This window comes from Candidatus Acidiferrales bacterium (assembly GCA_035934015.1).
Classification (GTDB): domain Bacteria; phylum Acidobacteriota; class Terriglobia; order Acidiferrales; family UBA7541; genus DAHUXN01.
This window is the reverse complement of sequence record DASYYH010000006.1, coordinates 211,165-229,916: the sequence shown is the minus strand read 5'-3', so window position 1 is coordinate 229,916 and position 18,752 is coordinate 211,165. Positions and strand designations below refer to the sequence as shown.

16 protein-coding genes and 1 tRNA gene are annotated in these 18,752 nt (G+C 57.1%); 4 read left to right on the top strand and 13 right to left on the bottom strand.

Features of this window, described 5'->3' with window-relative positions:
• The first annotated feature begins 7 nt into the window (after positions 1–7).
• Positions 8–1,459 carry an amidase family protein gene (locus VGR81_03435; GenBank protein ID HEV2287985.1) on the top strand — a complete coding sequence of 484 codons (1,452 nt, stop codon included), beginning with the start codon at positions 8–10 and terminating at the stop codon, positions 1,457–1,459.
• 53 nt (positions 1,460–1,512) lie between these two features.
• On the opposite strand, the gene VGR81_03430 is transcribed toward VGR81_03435, so the two are convergent.
• The 3 genes from VGR81_03430 to VGR81_03420 all read right to left on the bottom strand — a co-directional run bounded on the left by VGR81_03430 (position 1,513) and on the right by VGR81_03420 (position 5,300).
• On the bottom strand, positions 1,513–3,249 hold the full coding sequence (locus VGR81_03430; protein ID HEV2287984.1) for a hypothetical protein: 1,737 nt from the start codon (positions 3,247–3,249) through the stop codon (positions 1,513–1,515).
• A gap of 202 nt (positions 3,250–3,451) precedes the next feature.
• Positions 3,452–4,945, bottom strand: coding sequence for a hypothetical protein (locus VGR81_03425; GenBank protein HEV2287983.1), 1,494 nt, complete (start codon positions 4,943–4,945; stop codon positions 3,452–3,454).
• A 106-nt stretch (positions 4,946–5,051) separates the two neighbouring features.
• Positions 5,052–5,300, bottom strand: a complete 249-nt coding sequence (locus VGR81_03420; protein ID HEV2287982.1) for a hypothetical protein — start codon at positions 5,298–5,300, stop codon at positions 5,052–5,054.
• Positions 5,301–6,566: 1,266 nt separating this feature from the next.
• On the opposite strand from VGR81_03420, the gene nadC reads away from it, so the two are divergent.
• On the top strand, positions 6,567–7,571 hold the full coding sequence (gene nadC, locus VGR81_03415; GenBank protein HEV2287981.1) for a carboxylating nicotinate-nucleotide diphosphorylase: 1,005 nt from the start codon (positions 6,567–6,569) through the stop codon (positions 7,569–7,571).
• 7 nt (positions 7,572–7,578) lie between these two features.
• Positions 7,579–8,604, top strand: coding sequence for a quinolinate synthase NadA (nadA, locus tag VGR81_03410; protein ID HEV2287980.1), 1,026 nt, complete (start codon positions 7,579–7,581; stop codon positions 8,602–8,604).
• A 58-nt stretch (positions 8,605–8,662) separates the two neighbouring features.
• Here the strand turns inward: nadA and VGR81_03405 are convergent, their stop codons facing one another.
• From VGR81_03405 to VGR81_03395, 3 genes are all read right to left on the bottom strand, one after another.
• Complete coding sequence (locus VGR81_03405; GenBank protein HEV2287979.1) at positions 8,663–9,598, bottom strand: hypothetical protein; 936 nt, start codon at positions 9,596–9,598, stop codon at positions 8,663–8,665.
• Positions 9,599–9,650: 52 nt separating this feature from the next.
• Positions 9,651–9,893 (bottom strand): GlsB/YeaQ/YmgE family stress response membrane protein, encoded by a 243-nt coding sequence (locus VGR81_03400; GenBank protein HEV2287978.1) that lies wholly within the window; start codon positions 9,891–9,893, stop codon positions 9,651–9,653.
• Positions 9,894–10,164: 271 nt separating this feature from the next.
• Positions 10,165–10,241, bottom strand: a tRNA-Ile gene (locus VGR81_03395).
• Positions 10,242–10,543: 302 nt separating this feature from the next.
• Between VGR81_03395 and VGR81_03390 the strand changes: the two genes are divergently transcribed.
• Positions 10,544–11,674 carry a hypothetical protein gene (locus VGR81_03390; GenBank protein ID HEV2287977.1) on the top strand — a complete coding sequence of 377 codons (1,131 nt, stop codon included), beginning with the start codon at positions 10,544–10,546 and terminating at the stop codon, positions 11,672–11,674.
• Positions 11,675–11,874: 200 nt separating this feature from the next.
• Here VGR81_03390 and bioA read toward each other — a convergent pair whose 3' ends face one another.
• The 7 genes from bioA to VGR81_03355 all read right to left on the bottom strand — a co-directional run bounded on the left by bioA (position 11,875) and on the right by VGR81_03355 (position 18,577).
• Positions 11,875–13,209 carry an adenosylmethionine--8-amino-7-oxononanoate transaminase gene (bioA, locus tag VGR81_03385; protein ID HEV2287976.1) on the bottom strand — a complete coding sequence of 445 codons (1,335 nt, stop codon included), beginning with the start codon at positions 13,207–13,209 and terminating at the stop codon, positions 11,875–11,877.
• Entirely contained in the window at positions 13,206–13,841 is a 636-nt protein-coding gene (bioD, locus tag VGR81_03380; GenBank protein ID HEV2287975.1) for a dethiobiotin synthase, read from the bottom strand. The genes bioA and bioD overlap by 4 nt, the downstream gene beginning before the upstream one ends.
• The gene (locus VGR81_03375) at positions 13,834–15,006 is read right to left on the bottom strand and encodes an 8-amino-7-oxononanoate synthase (GenBank protein ID HEV2287974.1); all 1,173 of its coding nucleotides are present in this window, start codon (positions 15,004–15,006) and stop codon (positions 13,834–13,836) included. The genes bioD and VGR81_03375 overlap by 8 nt, the downstream gene beginning before the upstream one ends.
• On the bottom strand, positions 14,999–15,961 hold the full coding sequence (bioB, locus tag VGR81_03370; protein ID HEV2287973.1) for a biotin synthase BioB: 963 nt from the start codon (positions 15,959–15,961) through the stop codon (positions 14,999–15,001). The genes VGR81_03375 and bioB overlap by 8 nt, the downstream gene beginning before the upstream one ends.
• A 16-nt stretch (positions 15,962–15,977) precedes the next feature.
• Positions 15,978–16,355, bottom strand: a complete 378-nt coding sequence (locus VGR81_03365) for a RidA family protein (GenBank protein HEV2287972.1) — start codon at positions 16,353–16,355, stop codon at positions 15,978–15,980.
• A gap of 51 nt (positions 16,356–16,406) precedes the next feature.
• The gene (locus VGR81_03360) at positions 16,407–17,870 is read right to left on the bottom strand and encodes a hypothetical protein (protein HEV2287971.1); all 1,464 of its coding nucleotides are present in this window, start codon (positions 17,868–17,870) and stop codon (positions 16,407–16,409) included.
• A gap of 170 nt (positions 17,871–18,040) precedes the next feature.
• Positions 18,041–18,577 carry a hypothetical protein gene (locus VGR81_03355; GenBank protein ID HEV2287970.1) on the bottom strand — a complete coding sequence of 179 codons (537 nt, stop codon included), beginning with the start codon at positions 18,575–18,577 and terminating at the stop codon, positions 18,041–18,043.
• Between the last annotated feature and the right edge of the window lie 175 nt (positions 18,578–18,752).

Below are 18,752 nucleotides of genomic sequence, written 5' to 3'. Positions count from 1 at the left end.
CGCCACAATGGCAACTATGAGCAAGGCCCAAATCAAAGAACTCGCGTGGCTCGACGCGACTGCGCAAGCCGAGCTTGTACGCCGCAAGGAAGTGCAGCCATTCGAGCTCGTGGATGCCACAATCGCCTGCATCGAGCGCCTGAATCCGCAGTTGAACGCAGTCATCCTCCCGCTTTACGACCAGGCGCGCGCGGCGGCACAATCCGAAGCTCTCCCGGACGGCCCTTTTCGCGGCGTTCCCTTCCTCATCAAGGATTTAGTGGCTTCCTATGCTGGCGTGCGGCAGGCGTCCGGCTGCGCGTTCACACGCGATTTAGTCGCCGCTCGGGACAGCGAACTCGTGCGTCGGTGGAAACGCGCCGGCCTCATCATCGTGGGCAAGACCAACACGTCCGAACTCGGCATTCTGCCAACCGCAGAGCCGCGTCTGTTTGGCGCGTCCCGCAATCCCTGGAACTCGAACCGTTCGACCGGCGGCTCAAGCGGAGGCTCATCGTCGGCCGTTGCCGCAGGCTTCGTTCCTGCAGCGCACGCCAACGATGGCGGCGGCTCGATCCGCATTCCCGCTTCGTGCTGCGGGCTTTTCGGACTCAAGCCCACGCGTGCCCGCGTTCCGCTGGGTCCCGATTTCGGCGACCTCCTCGGTGGGCTTGTCGCTGAGCACGCCGTAACGCGCTCCGTGCGCGACTCCGCAGCTCTCCTCGATGCCGTAGCAGGCCCTGAGCTAGGCGATCCTTATGCTGCGCCTGCTATCGCGCGTCCATTTCTCGCAGAAGTCGGCGCCTCGCCGGGCCGTTTGCGCATCGGTTTTTCTGCCAAAGCTCCCGCCGGCGCTCCTGTTCACGGCGATTGTGTGCAGGCCGTCGAAGACGCTGCAAAACTGTGCGCGGAGCTAAGCCACACCATCGAGGAAGCTTCTCCCGCAATCGACGGCCCCGTCTTCCGCGACACTTTTGTCAGCATCTGGGCCGCCAGCGTCGCCTGGAACATCGTCATCGCCGAACACCTGATGCGCCGCAAAGCCCGACCGGAGGATTTCGAGCCGCTCACCTGGGCGCTCGTGGAAATGGGCCGCAAGATTTCCGCCGCCGACTACATGCTCGCTTGGACGTCACTGCAAGGCATGTGCCGCCGCATCGCGCAATTTTTCGAGACCTACGATATGTGGCTGACGCCGACGGTCTCCCAACCGCCATTACCGCTCGGCCATTTTGATGCGCCGCCGGAAGTCCCGCTCCTGGCATTGTCGCGCGCCACCGACTTCGTGGCCTTCACGCCATTCGCTAACGCAACAGGCCAGCCGGCAATGTCCGTGCCGCTATTCTGGAACGCCGAAGGTTTGCCGGTCGGCGTTCATTTCGCCGCCCGTTTCGGCGATGAAGCCTCGTTATTCCGTCTTGCCGCGCAGCTCGAGCAGGCGCGCCCGTGGGTGCAGCGCCATCCGCCAGTTTCGGCTTAGCGTTTGCGGACAGAGGTTCCGCGAAGCGTTGGCGTAATCTGAATGTTCTTGTTTTACGGGCGAGGATTCCCGGCTGGCTGCCTCGCAAGCAGGCCAAACACTGCCACGCCGCTCGGCGTCCCCACGAAAACCTTCCCATTGGCGATCATCGGCGTGATGAATTTGTTCCCCGTGATCTGGTCCCGCGCCCGTTCCCGATTGCTGTTGTAGAGTTCGTGCGCCAGATCGCTTGCGTCATAAGCATGGAGCACGGCGGGCGTATTATTCTCGACAGCCCAGACGATTCCATCCTTGTCTCCATTCGCCGAAATGCTCGGTGTGGCGCCGGGGTACCCGAACGTGATCGCTGTCTTCGATTGTGCCGGGCTCACGATGTGCGCATTTTCAATCTTGAATGCACGAATCGAATCGTCCACGGAGCCGTAATAAATCGTTCCGTTGAAATACGCAGGCATGGAATAAACTCCGCCGCTGCCGCCCAATCCCTGCGAATTCTCTTCGCCCGTACTCGGAATTTCCTGGTAAATCGCGTTGTCGTTTTGCGGATTGAACTTCCCCATCGATTCGCGATTCACCAAATAAATGACGTTGTCTTTTCCTGCGCCCATGGCCAAATGCCAGATTTTTCCTGAATCGTCCCGCTGGTCCGGCAGCACGACCGCTCCGCCAGAGCCCAGGTCGAGATCCCGGTCAGATTCCGCGCCTGTATCGTGCATATCGAAATAATCCGCGACGCCAAGTCTTCCATCCGTCGCCGAAAGTTCAAGAAATGCATTCCCATAGTCCCCTTTCTCGGGAAACCCCTGTGCGTTCAGTGTCGTGTCAAACGTCCCATTGCCCGCGAGCAAGAAAATTCTCCCCTGCGGGTCCGCTGCCGGCCCGGCGCCAGCCATCCAGAACGCGCCTTCGCTTCCATTCGGCGTGACGTTGAGCACGCTGATTTGTTTCAGCGTCGCCGCGTCGTTGGCCATCACCCATCCGGTGTATGGATCGAAATCGCAATGCGACGCCCAGCTTGTATACACGACGCCATTGAACAGCAGCAGGCTCGTGCGCTCCTTATATTGCTTCGGATCGAAATCCACGTGCCCATTCGAGTTCGGGACTGCCGTGCCACGAAAAGTGGCGCGAATCTCTTCCGGACTGCCTTCTAATTCCGCGCCCGTCGTGATGTCCAGCGCGTGCAGCCGTTGAAAATATCGCCCTGAACTGTCTTTCGACATGGCCACGGCGTACATCGTTCCGTGCGCGCCTCGCTTCAGGTCGATCACCGGCGTCGACGTGATTCCGATTTCTGGCTTCACCTGTCCGCAGCCGCGGTCGTCGCTCGGCCTTTCGTCCGGCCCGAGAAGCGAAACCTGCCAGAGCGTCGCGTCCGTGCCGGCATCGAACGCGTAAACCATATCGTGCTCCGTGGCAACAAAGACGACGTTGTGCTTCGCTCCCTTGATCATCAAATTCGCCACGTAGAGCGGCTCCGCATCTACAAGGCCCTGCGTAGGCAAAAACCCGATCTTCCCAAAATCCTTCGCATTCACCGTTCGCAGCGTCAGTACAGTCTCATTCAAGTCTTCGCCTGTGCGCGCTTCGTCGTCGTGATAGGTAAGCACGTTGACGTCGCGCCGTGGCGCTTCTGCCGCGAATACAGGCGGTTCGCCGCCGGAATTCACCGGATGGAAATTCATGGTCTTCGCATCGTCGGCAATGGATCGCGGATTTCCGCATCCAGCGAACATCGCCAGCAAAGCTCCCATCCCCGCGGCCATCGCCGATCCGATGATTCTTCGCAAAAATCGCTCCCTCAATTCTGTTCAGGATGAATGGGAACTCATTCGCCGTAGCTAAGATGCCTAAAGGCATGTTCCCGTTCCAGCCGTACGTTACCTTCCGATTGGATTCGCCGCCGCATGAAAACTTCGCCTCGCGCGGTCGAATCTGTCGCCATTGACGAAAACAGATCCGGAACTCAAGCCGCGAGGCAGGATGCGGGGGTCACTTGCGTTTCGGGTCTGCCGCAGTCATGGGTTTGCGATGCTCGCCGAAACTCACTTCAATCGGCGTATCCTTGGGCAGTACTAAATCTTTTCCGCGGCTGAAAAAGTTCGAATAAACCGAGCGTCCCGCGCCCGCGAAGCCCATCGCCTGCGAAAGCGGCGGATACCGCGCCGCGAGGCTCACAGCCAGTCCTACCAGCTTGAAGCCCAAGACGCCTCCAAGCGGCCGGTTTTCGCTGGTCGCCGTCGCACCGGCGTGGCCGCTATCGGCATCAAGCGTGGAATTCGCGATGGCGATGGAAAGTGCCGTGTTGAGCACGCGCGACTTGCTGTTGCTCGCGACTCTCGTGCTGCCTTCTGAATCCATCTGGATATTCGATGACTTGGCGACTTCGATTCCTTCCAGTGCCATTTCGACAGGCTGGGGCGTGCCCGACGGCAACACGACACGGATCAGATTGAAATGGAGCTGCCCATTCCTGTGGAACCACCGCGCTGGCCTTACTTTCACGACGCTGCCCTGCAATTGGCTTCCCGCCGGCAGCAAGAGCTTCTCATTTTTCGAAAAAACAGGGCGCGTCAGAATCGCCTCGACCGACCATCCTACCTGCGCTGTCGCCGAGCTCAGCGTCTTGTCCAGCCGTGCATATGCCTCGCTGCTTTCCGCCGGTATCTGCCCCATTGCGCCCATTTCTTCCGGAGGAATCAGCGCAAGGCCAAAATCCAGCGGCCGCACCAGTTCCGCGTCGAAGACCGTCCCCTCGACAAGCTTCTGTTTGTGGTAGGGCAATTCACCCCACAGGAAAGACTTTGCGTGCCGCCACAATGTCGAGGGCTTCAGGGCTGCAAGCGTCCCATGCACCTGTCTGCTGATCATTCCCCGGGCGCGTTTCACTTCGCTGCTTTTTTGTGGGTTTGCTTCCAGCTTCACCACGGGTCCCGCGTCGGGCACCACTCGAGTCAGCAAGCTCATCCGCGTCCCGTCTGCAAGCACGAGCGTATCGAATGTGACTTCCACGCGCCGGTGCGAAGAAAAATCCGCATTCAAATAATTGCCCGTTCTCTTGAACCCCGATGGAGAGACGAGCTGCGTGATGTGGCCATCCACTTCGCTTCCCTTCGGAATCACGATGCGGTCAAACGCATATACCGCCTCTGTGACGTACGCAATCACCGCCTGTCCGGGCTCCTTGACGGGGATTGTCTTCTTCAGCATCACGCGCAGCGGTATCCCCTCGGGAACAACCAAGTCCACCTCGAGAGGAGGCATGGATTGCTTGGCTTCCAAAGAAATCAGAGGGTCAACCACTGGTATCGGCGCCCGCTTCTCAAGGATCACATCCGGAGTCGCTGGCTTGGCGCTCTGTGGCGGTGGCGGCCCTTGCCCGAATGCCGCGCTCGCGCAGGCAAATAAAAATGCAGCAGCAAACGCTGACGCAGCTATTCCCGAAGCCTTCCTTTGCCACTGTCCTGCGTGGAGAAATTGCTTCATGAAGCCTGACTCCGGGGCCTGCATCTGACTCGGATTCTAACACTTCCTCGCGGGTTTTCCGCTACTGTCGCCGTCGGGGTTAGCGTCCTAATCCGATGAATGGCGGCTATTCTTGTGGTACGGGAGTTGTTCCGCCGCTCCGATCAGTCCTGACGCCTCGGTCCAGATACTGGATGAACTCGATGGGTGCACCATCGCACACCACGAAAGCCACCAGAATCCCTTCGGAGGGGCTGTTGGGTTCGATCAGGATTTCGTGGCCCTTCAGCGCCTCGGTGAGGTCATCGACCTCGAAGGCAACATGCGCTTTGGTCTTTACCAGCTCCGGCAATGGGCAATCGCTCTCGTATCGCATCCATTGGATACCGAACGGATTGCGTTGGTGGTCTGTGCAGTACAGCTTGTAGCGGGACAGGTAAATCTCACCTGTCTGTGCGACCTCAGTCGGGATTCCCAGGTGGTGATACTTCATCATGCCTCGCTATGGTCCATACAGCGTCAGAGTCGACCGGCCGGCGCGATTATAGCGCTCTTATTCGCGCACGCGGCCTGTTTGCGAAAGCTTACGTCGAAGCCATCGAACGGAAGCTCTTACGCCTCAGTGCCGTAACGTGAATTCTCTTCCTCTGGCGCGCGTTTAGAGCGCGAAGGCCCTGTCTTCGCATCTCTGCGCGCCCCTCTCGCCGGCGTGTCAAAATTTTGAATGTGCCAGCCGCCACGCGGCCAATGATCCACCTCCATTTCTGGATTATCCCGTCCGGCGCTTCTGCGTCTCTTCTGCTTTTCTTTGATTCTTTCCTTGACAACCACATTACTACATGATAAGTATGTAGCCGTGAGCCGCAAATGCGGCTTGTGGAGAATTCGGGACTAAGGAGACAAGGTGGGCCGCGGCGACGCGGCCTTTCGCTTTTTATGCGCTCGGAGGGATTCTAATCGCAAATATATGAAGAATTAAAACTCGATGCAACTAACACAAAACAAACAACGGGAGGTCGTTCTAATCGCTGATTCTCGCGGTTTTTGGAAAAATTCAGCGATTAGGGAGACTCGTCTCCATCCGCGCCTCTCTTCGTTCCGCGCGACGCTGGCCGATCCGCTCGCAGCCCAAGGTTCGCTCCGAACCGGTCAGCACAATTTTCTAATCGGGACAGCAAAGCTCAGTGAGTTTCCGCTAACCACTCGCAAAATCAATCACTTGCCTTTTTCTAATCGGGACAAGTTTTCATCCCTTCCTTTTTGCGCGCCCTCTGCGCAAACCGTCCAGCCTCCAGAACCTAATCGAGTTTCTATGGGAAATAAGAACTTCATGCAACTCACACAAAACAAGGAATCGAAGGCGATTCTAATCGAGTTTTTTCGCCATAATTTCTCGCCTTCTGTCCGTTCTCGGAAACTCGCATCCCGCTCGAAGCGATATGCACAAGCGTCTTTCGCGACTTCGCCGGGCGGTCCGTCTCGGCGCGAAATCTGCAATCTCGCCGTGCTTCAATCGAGGTTGACTTCTCTGCGCGCGCCACAGGAAAATGGAGTTTCGCCGCTCAGGCAGCGTGAGCCGCAGAGGGCGTGTGCACTTCAAATTGCGCCGCGACCATCAGCCACGCGAGAGAATCCAATTGCCATGACTCCAAAAGTCGGAATTGCCGCACATGTGCATCGCATGAGCCGCGAAGATCACATTCGCGCTGCGTTTTACCATGGCGCTTCTCTGACGCTCGAGAATCCGGAATATCTGCGCGCTCTCCGCGCCTTTACGGACGAACTCCTTCGCCAGGATTCCGCGGCCGGCGACCTGACCGTTGATGCCATGGAAATTGACGCACCCGGCTGCACCGTCGAGATTCGTGCCAAGGAAACAGGTATCGCCGCAGGCATCGAAGAGGCAGCGTGGATTTACGGAAACGCCGGGCTAAATGCAACTCCTGTCGCCGAAGATGGCGCGGCCGTCGTTCGCGGCGACGTGCTCTTGCGCGTTATCGGAAACGCGCGTGAACTTCTGCCGCTCGAGCGCGTGATCGTAAATCTCATGCAGCGTATGGGCGGCATCGCCACGGCAACGCACAAGCTCGTTGCGGTTGCGCGCGATGCCTCGCCGAATGCTCACGTCATCGGCACGCGCAAGACGCCTTGCGGTTTGCTCGACAAGCGCGCCATCCATCATGGCGGCGGTGGAACGCACCGCTTGAGCCTGAGCGATGCGATTTTGATCAAGACGAACCACCTGCGCCTCGCGTCCGGAAATTCTCCTGCAGCATTTCATGACATTCTGAGCCGTGCCTGGGAACGCCGAAAAAACACAGCATTTTTTGAAGTCGAAGTCACAAGCATCGAGGAAGCTCTTCCTGTCGCGCGCGCGCTCTCTGCATTGCAATCGGCATCGCCGCAGGCATGCCCATGCGTTTTGATGCTCGATAATTTTTCGCCAGCCGATGCTGCCCGTGCAGCTACAGCGCTGCGTGACGCAGGCTTTTATGATTCCGTGCTCATCGAAGCGAGCGGCAACGTTTCCGAAGCGTTTGTAGCGGCCTTTGCTGCTGCGGGCGTGGACGCAATTTCCATCGGCGCGCTGACGCATTCCGCGCGCGCACTTGATCTGAGCGCGACACTTATCCCTGGGACGAGGTGATTTTTCCTTGAGCGAATCGGCCAATTTGATCTCTTTCGACACTCGATATTCCGTGCCGCCGGTCGAGGCCATCGGCGATTCGCCCGCTGAAATTTTCTGCAAGCAGCAGTGCATCGCGCGCCTGAAAGAAGAACGCAATGCTGTGATCCTTGCCCACAATTATCAGCGCGACGAAGTGCAGGAGATCGCCGATTACGTCGGCGATTCTCTGGGCCTTTCACAGCAGGCTGCCGCAACGCCCGCTGACGTGATCGTTTTCTGCGGCGTTCATTTCATGGCGGAGACCGCTGCGATTCTTTGTCCGGAGAAAACGGTCCTGCTGCCCGATTTGCGCGCCGGCTGCTCGCTCGCGGCGACGATTTCCGCCGACGAACTTCGCGCCTGGAAGAAGCGCTATCCGGACGCTGTCGTCGTCGCATATGTCAATACTTCGGCTGAAGTGAAAGCCGAAAGCGACTACTGCTGCACATCGGCGAACGCTGCGAAAGTCGTTCGTGCGATTCCTGCCGATCGCTCCATTCTTTTTATTCCTGACAAATTTCTTGCTACGGTCGTTGCGCGTGAAACCGGCCGCGCAAACATCATCGCCTATCCCGGATATTGCCACGTGCACCGCACGATTCGTCCCGCGCAGGTGCTTTCCTTGATGGAAGAAAATCCGGACATCGAACTGCTGATTCATCCGGAATGCGGATGCGTCAGTTCGTGCATGGCCCGCGTCGCGGATGGCACGCTGCCACGCGAGCGCACGTTTTTCCTTTCCACCGAGGGCATGATGCGCCACATCTCCGAATCCACTGCGGACGAAGTCGCTATCGGCACGGAAGTAGGCATGCTGCATCGCCTGCGCAAAGCCGCTCCGGAAAAACTGTTTCGACCAGTGAATCCGGAAGCTGTTTGTGAATTCATGAAAACGATTACGCTCGATCGCATTTTGCGTTCGCTGGAAATTCTTGAACCGCAGATATGTGTCCCGCCGGAAATTGCCCACCGCGCGCGCCGCGCCATTGACCGCATGCTCGAAATCGCCTGAAGCTGAGAAAAAAATAAAAGTACTGCGAATCTCTTCTCGAAGGAGGGATTGCTGCGTCTCAGTAGGGCGTCGCCCATGTGCTGGAAATCCGGCGCAGAATCTGCAGAAAGTCCGGTCGCTTATTCGGGCCGTATCCCGCGGAAGCAAAAGCAACCTGAATCAGCGGCTCACTTTTTTCCAGCGAAACGCGCGCGAAGGGAAAGGGCGTCGGCGCGCCGACGGCCCAAAAATAATCGGTCATCGTGGCATTCAGTTTCTCCGGCACATTGAAATCTTCGACGGTCTCGCGCGTGACCGCGCCCTCGCCCTGCGCTTCAAAAACGAAAAACGTCAGCCGGTTCGACTGAACTTCTTCCATTGCAGGAAAGTAAAAATTCGTGGTCTGTGGCTGCCAGCGTTCGGCGCCACTCGCGCGGCGAATTTGAAGCCGCGGACTTAATTCGTAGGAATAAAAATCGGCAAGCGACGGTGAATACGTGCAGTCGTACAGCAAAGTGAAATCGGATGGCGTCGCTGCGTCGCTGGAAGCGGATTTTCCAGCGGCGCTTTCGCGCGCCTTCGCCTGGAAGGCGGCGGCTGCGCCGTCGAGGCAGGATGGGGGAGGTGGAAAGAAAAAATAGAAAAGGTAATCGAGCAAAGCGGGCTTCGCGTTCGCACCACCGAGAATTTGCGCGATGAGAGAGTTCTTGTCTCCGCCGAGGAAAGGATTGTTCGAAAGGCCGAAAGCGAGCACGGAAGAGTCCGCCGAGTCATCCCAAAAATGAAGTTCCGAGAAAACCAACGGCGGCGCGGATGCGGCCATCTGCCCGGATGTCGCGAGATGCGAGTCAGTACGTGGAGCCCAGTCGTAAGGAAGTTCGATCGATACTCCGTTCGCGAGGCTGATGCGCTGCGTGGAAGCGGACGGCGTGTTCGCCGGATTCTGCGCGTAGATTTTTCCGGCCGCAACAGAACACAGAAGCGAAACGAGCACCGCGATTCGCTTCCTTTTCATTCTCTGGTTCACGCCGCCGCTCATTTGCCCCACGCCAAAAACGCGCAGTGAACTATTTTTTGATGAGCCGGATGAGCCAAAGCAGGATCAGCGCGCCGATGACGGAAATCACCAGCCGGCCAATCAAGCCGTACGCACCGATGCCAAGCAGCCCGAATACAAAACTGCCAAGCAGAGCGCCGACGATACCGACAATCAAATCACCAAGCACACCGAATCCGTGGCCCTTCATGATTTTGCCCGCGATCCATCCCGCGAGGATGCCGATTACGACGACCCAGATCAAATACATCATCGCAAGCCTCCTTTAGCTGCGGTTGCACTCGAAATCATGTTGCACTCGGGCCGAGAAACAAATAGTCAGAGGGAGCCTTTCGCATCAGAACCGATTCTTTGGACGAACAGAATCGTTCATCCGCAGTGCAAAGATACGCTGGAAGGCGGCGCGTGTCTATGCCGCTCGAATTCTAAAATGTCGCGATCAAATGTGAATGATGAAGTGGATTGGGCTCACGTGTGCATGCACCAAAGCAGATTTCAGAGCAATGAAAGCAAAAGAAAAACATTGGTGGGCCTGGACTGACTTGAACAGTCGACCTCGCCCTTATCAGGGGCGCGCTCTAGCCACCTGAGCTACAGGCCCGTTGGGAGCGAGCAATTTTAGCATGACCGAACGGGTACAGCATACGTCGTTTCACACCTGCATTCCTCGCAGCGTCTAAACCGGCAGCTTTTGCGTTAGCCATACGGAGAATTCTGACATGCCGCAGAACGCGAAGGGCATCCTTCGACGAAAACCGTGCCTGTGTTTCCGTGTTCTGCTTTGGCTAGCTCCTATCTTCGAGCGTCACGCCCCGCATGCGTCTATGTTGTGAAATCACCAACCCTGCTGAGGGCGCACTAGAGTAGAATCAGCGCTAAACTGGCCACGCTTTGGGAGGGGTTATGGTGAAGGGGCCGCCGAGGAACGAGAAGCTCGAGCGTCTTCTGAGTAGAAAGGCGGACTTAGGGAATCTACGCTACCGCCTGTGGCGCGACGAGGAGGAAGATCCTGAACAGGGCGAGGCGCTGGACAGGTTTCTCTCCGAACTCCTGTCAGTCGATGAGGAAGTCAAAAGTGCGTCCAAGGACATTTGGCACATCACGAAACTTGACCGCGAAGAAACAATTCGGTCACTCAGGCAGCTCCGGGACGACCTCTCCGAAATGGCGCTTAATGAATTCAACGAAAGATGGATGACCAGGACGGCAAGCACAGTGGATTACTGGCTCGAAGTTGCCGTTGATTTGGAAGGAGTGTTGTACTCGTTCGCCCACCCCGTATTCGATGCCGAAGGACCGATACTCGGCAGCCTCCTTAGACCGGGTCTTGTGGTTCTGGTGCGCAGTTTTATTAGCTTGCTTTACTTAGCGGCAGGTGTCATCGCGCTCTACGTCGCATTTGGTACGTCCTTTCGGTGGGTCGGCTGGCTTTTGGCCGCCTACTTCGGATGGCTGATTTACCACCGGGCGGCAAAGACAGATCGATTGGAGGAGGATGTTAATCGCTGGCGGCGAAACCTGACGGCTATTGACGGCTGCGTTCAAGAGCTTTTGTCAGGGCATTTCGACGCATCGGAAATCGCAAGACGACTTCGGGAGGAAGAGAACAGCGGGTTATTCGTACGCACCACGATTTTCACTATCCTTCAGAGAAGCGCCGCTTTACACGGAGCTAAAGATGTGAGTGAGACATCCGCCGCCGGGCACCGTAAACCTACGCAAGAGGAGATGGAGCAGTGGGCCTTTCAGCGGGGTTCAGACCTAACCCTTACTGAACTTCGCGCTATGAAGGCCGACGAAATCGTTCATCTAATCGAGAAGTCCTACTTCTACCCCAGCGAAAAAGCTTACATTGAGCGCTTCGAATATAAGCATGACCAAGTGGACGAAGGGAGCTCATCCAAATTCGGGTATGAGGTCCACGGGTTTCGCAGGCTTTCTGGAACACAAGATTGGGAGCCGTACCGGTTCTTGGCCTCGGACAAGGAGTCACAAACATCCAGCTGTGCAGGGACGATCAAGCGCCTAAATTGAATTCCCAGTCCTGAATTGGGTGAGCGCAAGTTCTAAGATCGTCAACCAGGGCCCACCAATCCTGCACGGTAAACTGAATTTTCCACGCACGCGAAAATAATCTGCTGCGGCGATCCAAATGCTCACGCTTCGACCCAGGCCTTTATTCCAATTTATCCCAATGCCTGCCAATTGTACCCAGCCCTAAGGCGAGCCGAGGTTTACGGTGCGGCTTGCGCTCGCGGCGGAACGGACCATTCGGCGGCGCGGTCGAGGGATTGGGCGATGCGATCGTGGATGAAGTTGAGTTCCACGGAAGTGATGACGTACGGCGGGAGAATGTAAATGACGTTGCCGAGAGGACGAAGCAAAATGCCAGCGTCCAGAAAAAACTGATAGAGCTTGGGGCGAAGGCGCGAAGAATAGCCGGGATCATCGGCGCGCAATTCCACCGCGGCGATTGTGCCAATGGAACGAACGTCGCCGACGGCAGGATGATTCTGAATGGCAGCGAGGCGATCCTGATGAATGCCGTTGATGGCATTGATGCGCTCGAAGATCGGCTCGTCCTGGAAAATTCTCAGGCTAGCGACCGCAGCGGCGGCGGCGATGGAATTTCCCGTATAGGAATGGCCGTGATAAAACGTACGGCCGCGATCGTCACTGACAAAGGCGCGATGAATTTCCTCCGTGCAAACCGTGGCCGCGAGCGGAAGAACGCCGCCCGTGATTCCCTTTGAGAGACACATGAGATCGGGAACGACGCCGGCAAGTTCGCAGGCAAACATTTTGCCGCAGCGGCCAAAGCCTGTGAGAACTTCGTCGGCGATGAGCAGCACTCCAAACTCGCTGCAGAGCAGACGCACGCGCTGCAAGAATTCCTGGGGATGAACGATCATGCCGCCAGCGCCCTGCAGAAGCGGCTCGACGATGACGGCTGCGATTTCGCGATGCTTTTCTTCGAGGAGGTTCGCGAGCTGCGTGAGGCAATCGACGTCGCAGGTGGCGCGCGTTTTGCCGACGGGACAACGATAACAATAAGCGGAATGCACGCGATGCACGGGAAAACGCAGGCTGCGGAAAGGATCGGTGAAAAGCGAATCGTCGCTGACGGACATCGCGCCGGCGGTATCGCCGTGATAGGCATGCTCAAGGGCGACGATGGAATGCTTCTCGGGGTGGCCGAGATTTTGCCAATACTGTACGGCAATTTTGAGCGCGACTTCGACGGCGGTTGAGCCATCGTCAGAGAAAAAAATGTGTGCGAGACCCTGCGGCAAGACTTCACGAAGCGCAAGCGTGAGATCTTCGACGGCATCGTGCGTGAAGCCGGCGAGTAGAACGTGGTCGAGCTTGGCCGTTTGCGCGGCGATGGCAGACATAATGGCCGGATGGCAATGACCGTGAATATTGACCCACCATGAAGAGATGCCGTCGAGGAAGCGCCGGCCATCGGCGGTGTATAGATAAACTCCCTCGGCTTTTGTGATGCGCAGCGACGGCGGATCGAGCGCCTCCTGCGTGAAGGGATGCCAAATGCGCAGCGGCGAAGTCATGAGGCAAAGGCCTTGCGGTCAAAATTACGCCGAAACACGTCCAAAAGAATAGCGCGATTCAGCTCTTTTAAGAATGGCATGGCGCCGAGGACTTCGATTTTGCCGTAATGCTCGATGGCGCTGCGATTCTCGCGGTTCGGACGGCCAACCATGATGACGCCGCGAAGGTCGAGGCGCGCGGCACGCAAGGCGGCAATGGAAAGCAAAGTGTGGTTGATCGTGCCGAGAGAAGTTCGCGCGACGAGAAGAGCCGGGAGCTTGAGATGGCGCATGAGATCGGTCATCAACTGCGTGTCATTGATCGGAACGAGCGCGCCGCCGGCTCCTTCCGCGATTAAATTTTCCTGAGGAGGAAGCGGCGGCAATTTGATTTTGCGCAGTTCGATGCGAACTCCAGCACGACGCGCGGCGAGATGTGGCGACACGGGCGGCGCGAAACAATACGCCTCCGGGAGAGAACGATTGCGCGGAAGCGCAGCGAGACGGATGACGGTGACACGATCGGTGCCTTCGCGTGAGCCGGTTTGGATCGGCTTCCAATAGATGGCATCGAGCGCGGCACAGAGAAGCGCGGAGACCGTTGTCTTGCCAATGCCGGTGTCCGTACCAGTGATGAAAAAGCGGCTAGGCATTGGCGGCTATGGAAGAAGCGTGCTGCGGCAGTTGGTTTGCAGAATGCATGGCGCGAACCAGGCGATCGACGTCCTCGCGCGTGACGCGGCTGGTGAGCGAAAAACGAATGCGCGCAGTGCCCGGCGGGACGGTCGGCGGACGAATCGCTTTGACAGCGAAGCCGCTCGCCTGCAAATGCGTGGCGACGCGAAGAGCATTTTCATTGGAGCCGAGAATCACGGGGATGATGTGCGTGCTGCTCGAGCCGCAGGAAAAACCGGCGGCAGCGAGACCGGCGCGCAGCAAGGCCGAGACTTCGCGGAGATGTGCGCGACGGTTATCTTCGGCGGTTGCCAAGGAAAGCGCAGCGCTGATTTGGCGCGCCATGTACGGCGGCGCGGCGGTGCTGAAAATGAAAGTGCGCGCGCGATTAATGAGAAAATCCTTGAGCGCGAGATGGCAACATACAAATGCGCCGAGGCTGGCTAAGGCCTTGCCACACGTGTGGACGACGGCGAGGATTCCGTGTTCACAGTGCAAGTCGACCGCTATTCCGCGCCCTTGCGGGCCGCAGACGCCAGTGGCATGAGCTTCATCGAGAATCAATTCCGCACCGTAAGTTTTCGCGAGATGGAGCAGGCCGGCGAGAGGAGCGACGTCGCCTTCCATGCTGAAAACGCTCTCGGTGACGATCACTTTTACGCCATCGGAGGCGGAATTTTCGCGCAAAGCATTCTCGAGAAATTTCAAATCGCAGTGTGGATAGATGACTTTGCGAGCGCCGGAAAGACGAATGCCATCGATGAGGCTGGCATGGTTGAGCGCATCGGAGAAAACGACGTCGCCAGGCCGCAAGACCGAACTGAGCAAACCAACATTGGCGGCATAACCCGAATTGAAGTAAAGCGCCGACTCAGCGCCAGCGAAAGCAGCGAAATCAGATTCCAATTTTTCCCATTCGAGCGAATGGCCGGAGAGCAGACGCGGGCCGGTCGAACCAACGCTTTCGCCGGCGGAGACGGCTTCGATGACAGCACACTTCAAACGAGGATCATCGGAAAGAGCAAGATAATCATTCGAGCAGAGATTGATGCCGCGCGGAATTTCGAGAGTGCGGAACTGCGATTCCTTGCGCAGATGTTCGAGTTCGGAGGAGATGCGGCTGCGGATTTCTTTGCTAAGCATTTGAGGCACGTTGCATGGGCCGCATGCCGAGATCGTCGAGGAGAGCCAGATCCTGATCGACGGGCGGATTCGGCGTGGTCAGAAGCTTTTCGCCAGTGAAAATGGAATTCGCGCCGGCGAGAAAACAGAGAGCGACAGCTTCGCGCGACAGGGTGTGGCGTCCGCCGGAAAGTCGGACACGCGAAGCAGGCATGAGAATGCGCGCGGCGGCGATGGTGCGGACGAAAACGAGTGGATCGAGGTCCGGCACATGAGCGAGCGGAGTGCCTTCGACGTGAGCGAGAACGTTGATGGGCACGCTTTCGGGATGCGGATCAAGATTCGCAAGCTGATGCAGCAAGCCGATGCGATCCTCTTCGGATTCCCCGATTCCGAGAATTCCGCCGCAGCAAACCGTGATTCCCGCTTGACGGACGTGCGCGATGGTGCGCAGGCGATCTTCATAAATGCGCGTGGTGATGATGTGGCCGTAAAATTCAGGCGAGGTGTCAAGATTATGGTTGTAGGCGGTGAGGCCGGCTCGCTTGAGCTGCGCAGCTTGATTTTCCGTAAGCATGCCGAGCGTGCAGCAGACCTCGAGATCGAGTGCGGCAACACCGCGAACCATTTCGAGGACGGCGTCGAATTCTTTCCCCTCGGGAACATCGCGCCAGGCAGCGCCCATGCAGAAACGCGTGGCACCATCGGCCTTGGCGCGGCGCGCGGATTCGAGAACATCGCATGGATCCATCAATTTCTGGCGCGCGACGCCCGTTTTGTAATGCGCGCTCTGGGAGCAATAGGCACAGTCTTCCGGGCACGCGCCGGTTTTAATCGAGAGCAAACGGCAAAGCTGGACTTCCTCAGATCGATGAAATTCGCGATGAATCGACTGAGCCTGGAAAATCAGGTCCGGCAGAGGCAGGCGGAATATCTTGCGAATCTCTTCCCGCGTCCAATTGTGGTGAATTTGCATTCGGGATTCCTTCTTCTTACGCGAGCGCAATGAGATCGATTTCCACGCGAACGTCGCGAGGAAGGCGCGCGACTTCGACAGTGGAGCGAGCAGGCGGATTCGCCGGGAAAAACCGGGAATAGACTTCGTTCATTTTTGAAAAATCGTTCATGTCCTTGAGAAACACGGTGGTCTTCACGGTTTTATCGAGCATTGAGCCAGCGGCTTCGACGATACCCTTCAAATTTTGCAGGACGCGCTCGGTCTGCGCGGCGACGTCACCTTCGATGAGCTGGCCGGTCGCGGGATCAAACGCAACTTGACCGGAAATAAAAATGAAACCGTTGGCGCGAATCGCTTGCGAATAGGGGCCGATGGCCTTGGGGCCGTGCTGCGTGGAAATAACTTCCTTCACGATTCCTCCTATGAATGCAAGAAAATTCAAACTAACCCGCCATCCAAATCTCTACGGCTTAGCGCTATTGCTTACCGCATTTTCGTAACGAGCGCGAAAATCGGCCGGAATTCCCTTCTGTTGCAGCCACACGTCGAAAAAATCAGACAGGTTCTGGTGGCATTCCTGCTCGAGGGCGGCGCGAAAATCGGAATAACCGTATTGCTGCCCGCGAAGAGCATAAACCATGTGGGCGATGGCGTGGGTGACATTTTGCTGGCCGCATTTGTCTTCGAGGGCGAAGTAAAACAAAATCATCTTGCCTCTTCCCAATCTAATTTGCTCATAAGGATCGTCGACGGAAAGATTGATGATTGGCTTTTCGACGGCAGTTCCCCGGCCATACGAATCTAATACTAAACCAATGTCATCTCTACGACGGCTCTCACGCGCGCTTTCGGATGCCCGGGCGGCCGTATCAGCCAATCCGCCAGCGAGAACCCAGGCTTCCGGTCGTGGCTTAATTTCATGGCCAAACCATGTCCAAGCCAACGCCCTCCTAATCCCGAACGAGGGAAAAGGTTCATCAGCGCCAGGTTCAATGAACACGGGAATGGGGCTAAATACGGTCCGAGGGGGAGGAGAAGAAACGACGTTCGAGAGTTTATTTTCGGAATCTCTAAGATCGCCGCTCTCGATGACGAAAATCGACGGTCGAGAAAGTGATCCGAATGACGTGGCATAAAATCGGTACGCAGACGAGACACGCGATGCTGCGATTTGCGCATCAGCTACGGGAAACGGTTTACGTGTCCAGAACACAATGCTGGCATTCGTGGAGTTGATGCGCTGCTCGTTGTATTGGCCAGCGAGGACGTAGGGATCGAAGTCGGCTTTGCGGATGAGGAATTGGTGAGTGACTTCGCCGTTTTGTTTCTTGTTGCCGCGCGGGCGACCGCTCGCGGTGACGCGAAAATTCGCGGGAATCGTTACGCTGAGGGTAGCTGGATCAGGGCGCCCGACGGCGGGCGAAAGAAATGCCTTGAATCCCATGAGAGTTGGAAACCAGCCAGAGTCGTTCAAGTAGAAGGTGTTTGCGGTGACGAAAATTCGCGGATCGCTTACGGGCTGCGCGGCTAGATCATAGGAGAGAGAAAGGTCTATTTTTTCTTTCTGATGCCACGAAACAGGAAATGGAATGCGCCAGTCGCCAGCGGGTTCCGTGGGTTCATGTTGCAAAACGATCCCCTTACCACCAACTTCGGCGCGGAGATTCGAGCGGCCAAAGCCTTTTTCGTCAGGCAGGCCGACCGCGATGAAATTAAGCGGAGAATTGCCCATGTTGGTAAGGCGATATTCTGCGCGGATGGCGAGGTGAGGAGGGTTACCCGGAACGAAGCGCACAGCAAGCGACTCCTTTTGGATTTTATAGCCGGGAGCGAGTGGAACGCCGCATCCGGCGACAAAAATAGCGATGCATATGGCAAGGGCCGCGAGGAGAGCGTCAACAAAGCGATGGGAAGCGAGAGTTTTCAAAGCACGAAGATTCTACCGAGCGAATCGGCGGAGGTCTAGCGAACCCGCAGTCGGAAGACTAAGGCGAGAGGTTGGGGAACGTACTACGCGCCCTGTCATGCGAAGAAGGAAGAACACTGAGGCATTATGCGGACGAGCGGCTGGACTGCTAGACGAGAACCAGGCGAGCGTTACTTCCCCTCGATGTAATGGCGCAAAATCGCAGCGTCGGACCAACCACGACGGCGAAAATTTAGGATTTTGTTCGCTTCGCCATCCGGAACACCGATGCGAACGAGTTGCAGGAGAGTCGACTGGCTCATGCCCGCATTTTTGAAGTCCGCAAGCGACGCACCGGAAAGAACCGGCTGCCCGGCGGCGGTGCGACGAATATCTTCGAGAATGATCTGGTCGGAAAGGCCAGCCAAGTGCATAGCGACGGCTTCACCGCCCCAAGCATTGAGCGAATGGATCTGCGCGAGATCGAGAATCGTAGGCTCCGGAATTCCAGCCTGGACTAGCTCCGCGACATCGTCGCCATTGTGGAATCGCTCTTTATCGTTCCGCGCCAAACGAATAAGGGAAATGCAGGCATCGTCGGAGAGGCCGGCCTGTTTCACTTTCACAAGTTCAGCGACTTCCGGGTCTGAAATGTCCAGGCCTTTCAATGTTGCGACAGCCGTGTAATTCATGCCCGCATTGTCGAGCGGGATCGTATTCGTGGGCATGATCTGATGTTTGCAGCCGAACAGCACAAGACCGGCAAGAACGAATGCGCCGACAAATGCGGCATGCGGACGAGAAATGCCGCGACTCCTCCACGGCAATGAAAAGGGCTGAAGCATCGACAAGGAAATTGTAGACCGAGAAACGCAAAAGGGCGCAGCGAATGTCGGAAGGGTT